We start from the raw sequence: 6,186 nt of genomic DNA on the forward strand, positions 1-6,186 counted from the left end.
CTGCCCAACACCCCGGCAACCGAGGAGAACAGCACGAACGCGGACAGATCGCGGTCCTTGGTCAGCTCGTGCAGGTGCCAGGCCGCGTCCACCTTGGACCGCAACACCGTGGTGAACCGCTCCGGCGTCAACGACTCCAACACCCCGTCGTCCAACACCCCAGCCGCGTGCACCACCCCGATCAACGGGAACTCCGCTGGCACAGCGGCCAGCAACTCGGCCAGGGCGGTCCGGTCAGCGGCGTCACAGGCCACGACCGTCACCTGGGTTCCCAGCGCACTCAGCTCGTCGACCAACTGTCCAGCACCGGGGACGGCCAGCCCACGCCGGCTGGTCAACAGCAGATGGCCAGCGCCTTGTTCCGCCAGGTGCCTTGCCACCAGACCACCCAACGCGCCGGTTCCGCCGGTCACCAGCACGGTCCCGTTCGGGTCAGCGATCGACCGGGATTCGCGTTCCGGGGTCGCCCGCGCCCGCCTGATCCTCGGTACCAGAACTCGGCCATCGCGCAGCGCCAACTGCGGCTCCGCACTGTCGACAAGGCCGATGGGAAGCTCGGTGGTGTCGCTGTCCAACAGGACGAATCGTCCGGGGTGTTCGAGCTGAGCAGTGCGGACCAGACCCCACACCACGGCAGCGGCCAGATCCGTCACGGATTCGGTGGGATTCACCGCGATCGCTCCGCTCGTCACCAGGACAAGCCGAGACTCGGCCAAGCGGTCTTCGGCCAGCCACCGCTGGAGCAGGTCGAGCGTGTGGGCGGCCACGCGCTGGGCGCCCACCGCTGGATCATCGACGGCGGGCTCGCCAATGAGGAGCGCGAAGGCCACCTGCGGAACCGGATTCACCGCGGCCAGCGCCGCGATGTCCGGAAGGGACTGTGCCCCGGCCACGGTGAGGCCATCACCGAGCACCGCACAACTGGTCGGGCTGGCCGAACTGGTCCTGGTAGGTGTCCAGTCCAGCCTGAACAGGGACTCGTGCCAGCTGTTCCGGCCACTGCCGAGTTGTTGCGGGGTCACCGGACGAACCACCAGCGACTCCACGAAAGCCACTGGCGCGCCGGCCTCGTCCGCAACAGCCAACGTGACCGCGGCTGGGCCGGCCGAGGACACCCGAACCCGGAGGCTGGTTGCGCCGGCCGGAGTCAACAACACATTGGTCCAGGAGAACGGCAGATGTGGCTGTTCCCCACCAGCCGGCACGAACTCACCGAGGCCGATCACCTGTAGCACTGCGTCGAGCAATGCCGGGTGCAGGCTGAAGCCTGGCTCGCTGACGTGTTCCTCCGGCAACGCCACTTCGGCGAAGACCTCGGTTCCGCGTCGCCAGGCGGCTCGCACTCCCTGGAAGATCGGACCGTAGCCAAAACCCCGCTCCGCTGCGCGGTCGTAGAGGCTGTCGGTGTCAACCTCGTCGGCGTTGGCTGGCGGCCACTCTCCGTCGAGCAGCGGGACAGCCAGCTGGCCGCCTGCGCTCACCTGACCACTGGCGTGCTGCGTCCACGGCTGGTCCTCCTGGGCTCCGGAAGGTCGTGAGTGGACGGTGACCGACCGCCGGCCAGCTTCGTCCGCACCACCGACCAGCACCCTCAGCTGCACGTCGCCGGACTCGGGCAGCACCAGAGCAGCGCCAAGGGTCAGCTCATCGAGCTGGTCGCATCCCACCTCAGCGCCAGCGCGCAGCACCAGCTCAACCAGAGCCGCCCCAGGCAGCAGTACCGTGTTGAGCACGACATGCTCAGCCAGCCAGGGCTGCGCGGCCAGTGACAGGCGACCGGTGAACAGGATTCCGTCGGAATCCGGCAACGTCACGGCGGCACCGAGCAGCGGGTGGTCAACACTGCCCAGGCCGATGGCACTGGCATCACCGGTCGACGGCACCGCGTCCAGCCAGTACCGCTCCCGCTGGAACGCATAGGTCGGCAGATCAACACGACGAGCACCGGTACCGGCGAACAACCCCGCCCAGTCCACAGTGGCCCCACGCGCGTGCAGCCGCCCCACAGCAGCGAGAAGGGACTGCGCCTCCGGGCGGTCACGGCGCAGCACCGGCACCGCCGCCAGCTCATCAGGCACGGTGTCCGAGACCATCGCGGTCAGCACCGCGTCCGGGCCGACTTCCAGCACCGTGGCCACGCCTTGGTCGCGCAGTGTGGTGATGCCGTCGGCGAACCGGACCGTGCCCCGCACATGACGCACCCAGTACTCCGGATCCGACACCAACCCCACACCAGCCAGCTCACCGGTCAGGTTGGACACGATCCCGATCTCCGGCTCCGCGAACCGAACCCCGGCCAACGCGGCCCGGAAGTCCGCCAGCATCGGGTCCATCAGACCCGAGTGGAACGCGTGACTGGTCCGCAACCGCTTGACCGACCGACCCCGACCCCGCCAGAGCTGTTCCAACTCACCGATCTCGGCTTCAGGACCGGACAACACCACCGATTCGGGCCCGTTCACCGCCGCCACGTCCACCCCACCAGACAGCCCGGCCTCGCGGACCTCGGCTTCGGTAGCGGCGACGGCCAGCATGGCGCCACCCGCCGGCAGCGCACCCATCAGCCCCGCACGCGCCCGAACCAGACGCGCCGCATCCGCCAGGGACAACACACCGGCCACGTGCGCTGCGGTGATCTCCCCGATCGAGTGGCCCATCACCACGTCAGGACGGATGCCCCAGGAGGCGAGCAGTCGGGTCAGCGCGACCTCGACCGCGAACAGCGCGGGTTGGGTCCACTGGGTCTCGTCCAGCCCGGGAGCGGCACCGAACACCACATCGGCCAACCCGGGCTCGAACTCGGCACACACCTCGTCGAAGGCCTGGGCGTAGACCGGGAACGCCGCATACAGCTCCCGACCCATCCCGACCCGCTGCCCACCCTGACCGGAAAAAAACAACGGACCGTTCGGCGCGGTCAACCCGTTCGAAGCGCCATCCTGGTTCACCGCGCTACCACGCACCACCGCCAGGATCGGATGCCCGTTGCGCCGCGCATCCGACAACCGCTCCACCAACAGCATGCCGGCGCCCTCACCCCAGCCGGTGCCGTCAGCACCCGCCGCAAAGGATTTGCACCGGCCGTCCGGGGCCAGTCCACGCTGCCGACTGAACTCCACGAATGTCGCGGGAGTGGACATCACGGTCACACCACCGGCAAGGGCCATGGTGCACTCGCCCTGCCGCAGCGCCTGGATGGCCAGGTGCAGCGCCACCAACGACGACGAACACGCCGTGTCAACGGTGACCGCTGGCCCTTCCAGTCCGAAGGTGTAGGCGATCCGACCGGACAACACGCTGCCCGAGTTGCCGGTGCCCAGAAAGCCCTCGACCTCGCCAGGTGCGGTGGTCAGTCGAGCCCCGTAGTCGTGGTACATCAGACCAGCGAACACACCTGTCCGGCTGCCGCGCGTGCTCGCGATGTCAATCCCGGCCCGCTCAAAGCTTTCCCAGGCGGCTTCCAGCAGCAACCGCTGCTGCGGGTCCATGGCGAGCGCCTCACGCGGTGAAATCCCGAAGAGGGCCGCGTCGAACTCGGCGGCGTCGTGCACGAACCCGCCTTCGCGGGTGTACGACTTCCCGGGCCGTTCCGGGTCCGGGTCGTACAACGACTCGACATCCCAACCCCGATCGATTGGGAACTCCGAGATGCCGTCCCGCCCGGTGGCGACCAACTGCCAGAACTCCTCCGGGGATGTCACCCCACCGGGATAACGGCAGCTCATACCAATGATGGCGATCGGTTCATCCGTGTGACCACCCGCCACGGCTACGGTCGCCCCTGGGGCTTCCGCACCGAGCAGGGTGATCCGCAGGTGTTCGGCCAGGGAGGCCGGATCCGGGTAGTCAAAGATCAGGGTCGCTGGCAGTCGCAGGTCGGTGGCAGCCGCCAGGCGGTTGCGCAGTTCGACGGCGGTCAGCGAGTCAAAGCCCAGTTCCTTGAACGCCTTGTCCTGAGCGACGGTGTCCGGGTTGCTGTGTCCGAGCACTGCCGCCACATGGGTTGACACCAGGCCGCGCAGCAGGTGGTCCTGCTCGGCCTCGGACAGTCCGGCCAGCCGTCGGGTCAGTCCGCTGCCGCCACCCGAGCCAGCTTCGGCACGTTGAACCGAGTGGCGCACCAGTCCACGCAGGAGTGCTGGAACCTCACTTGCCCCGAGATTCGCCCGGACCGCGGTGAGGTCCAAGCGCATTGGCACCAGAACCGGGGTGTTCAGCACGCTCGCGTGGCCGAGCAGCGCCACGGCTTCCTCGGCGGAAAGCGGTAGCAGGCCGTTTCGACTGATTCGCTCCTGATCTTCCTCGGTCAGCGAGCCGGCCATCCCGTCGAGCTGTTGCCACGGTCCCCAGGCGAGCGAGGTCGCTGGCAGTCCGGTGGCGCGCCGGTGCTGGGCCAGCGCGTCCAGGAAAGCGTTCGCCGCCGCGTAGTTGGCCTGCCCCGGGCTGCCCAACACCCCGGCAACCGAGGAGAACAGCACGAACGCGGACAGATCGCGGTCCTTGGTCAGCTCGTGCAGGTGCCAGGCCGCGTCCACCTTCGGCCGCAACACCGCATCGAACCGCTCCGGCGTCAACGACTCCAACACCCCGTCAGCCAGAACGCCGGCGGCGTGCACCACAGCGGTCAACTCAGGCAGCGTGGCCACCAGCTCGGCCAGGGCAGCACGGTCGGCGACGTCACAGGCCACCAGCTCAACTCGTTCGCTGATCGCCGCGAGGTCCGCCGCATCCGGTGCTGTGGGGCCACGTCGGCTGGCCAACACCACCCTGTGCGCACCACGATCGATCAGTTCTCTGGCCAGCAGCCCGCCAAGCGCTCCCGTGCCACCGGTCACCAGCACGGTGCCGAGCAGGTTGGCCAAGGGTTCGTCCTGGACACTGGCGCTTGCCGGACGCCCGAGCCGGGGTGCGAAGGCCATGCCGTTCCGCACAGCCAACTGGGGTTCTGCCGCGTTGAGCAGTGCGGGCAGCACCAGTACCGAGCTGTCCTGATCGTCCAAATCCACCAGCAGGAACCGGCCGGGGTGCTCTGCCTGCGCCGCGCGCACCAGGCCCCACACGGCTGCTGCGGCTGGGTCGACATCCGCAGTCGGGTCGCTGTCCACCGCCACCGCGCCCCTGGTCACGACCACCAGTCGAGCGTTGGCGAACCGCTCCTCGGTGATCCATGACTGGAGCACCGCCGTCACGTTGTTGACCAGCGCACGCACCGCCACAGTCGGGTCAACCCCGCTGCCGGCCGTGACGGGCAACAGCACGGTGTCCGGCACCGACTGCGCGGTGTCCACGATGGACACCCGGGTGCGCAGGAGGTTGGTGATCCTGTTCTCGTCTTCACCGAGCACGATCCACTGGGACTGCCCGGCGGTGTTCTCCGCACCACCGGACACAGAGACCCAGTTCACCTGGTACAGCGAGCGAGGTACACGCCTACCAACTGGTCGCAGCTGGTCCGCGATCACCTCACGCATGGCCAACGAGTCCACCGACAGCACTGGGCGGCCCGTGCCGTCGGCCACTGCCAGTGCGAGCGCGTCGGGCCCTGTCGCGGTCAACCTGACCCGCAGGCTTGCCGGTCCGGCAGCGTGCCGGGAAACCCCGGACCAGGCGAACGGCAATCGACCACCACCGCTGTCCGCGAACACACCCAGCACCGCCGAGTGCAGTGCCGCGTCCAGCAGGGCTGGGTGAACACCGAATCGGTCGGGTGTCAGCGCTGGCTGTTCCGGTAGGGCGATCTCGGCATAGATCGCGTCGTCGCGTCGCCAGGCCGCGCGCAGTCCCGCGAAGGTCGGACCGTAGTCGAAGCCCCGATCGGCGAAGTCCTGGTACAGACCGGTGACGTCGATCTCGGCAGCATCCGGCGGCGGCCAGGTGGCCAGGTCGAAGGCCGGTGGCGATGTCTCCGCGGTCAGCACTCCAGTGGCGTGCCGCGTCCAAGCGTCGTCGAACTCAGCGTCCGCCGGACGCGAGTGGATAGCCACCGTCCGGCATCCCGATGCGTCCGGCGTGCTCAACGCGATCTGCACCTGCACCCCGTCCTCTTCGGACAAGGTGATTGGGGCCTCAATCGTCAGCTCGTCAATCCGATCACAGCCGGCTTGTTCGCCGGCGCGCAGGGCGAGTTCGACAAAAGCGGTGCCCGGCAACAACACCGTCCCCATCACCGCGTGATCAGCCAACCAC

General features: G+C 68.5%; 1 protein-coding gene. It reads right to left on the reverse strand.

Features of this window, described 5'->3' with window-relative positions; genetic code table 11:
• Nucleotides 1–6,186, reverse strand: a 6,186-nt coding sequence (locus tag LX83_RS37135) for an SDR family NAD(P)-dependent oxidoreductase (protein WP_407649769.1), incomplete at both ends; no start/stop codon positions are given.

This window comes from Goodfellowiella coeruleoviolacea (assembly GCF_024171785.1).
GTDB classification, from domain to species: domain Bacteria; phylum Actinomycetota; class Actinomycetes; order Mycobacteriales; family Pseudonocardiaceae; genus Goodfellowiella; species Goodfellowiella coeruleoviolacea.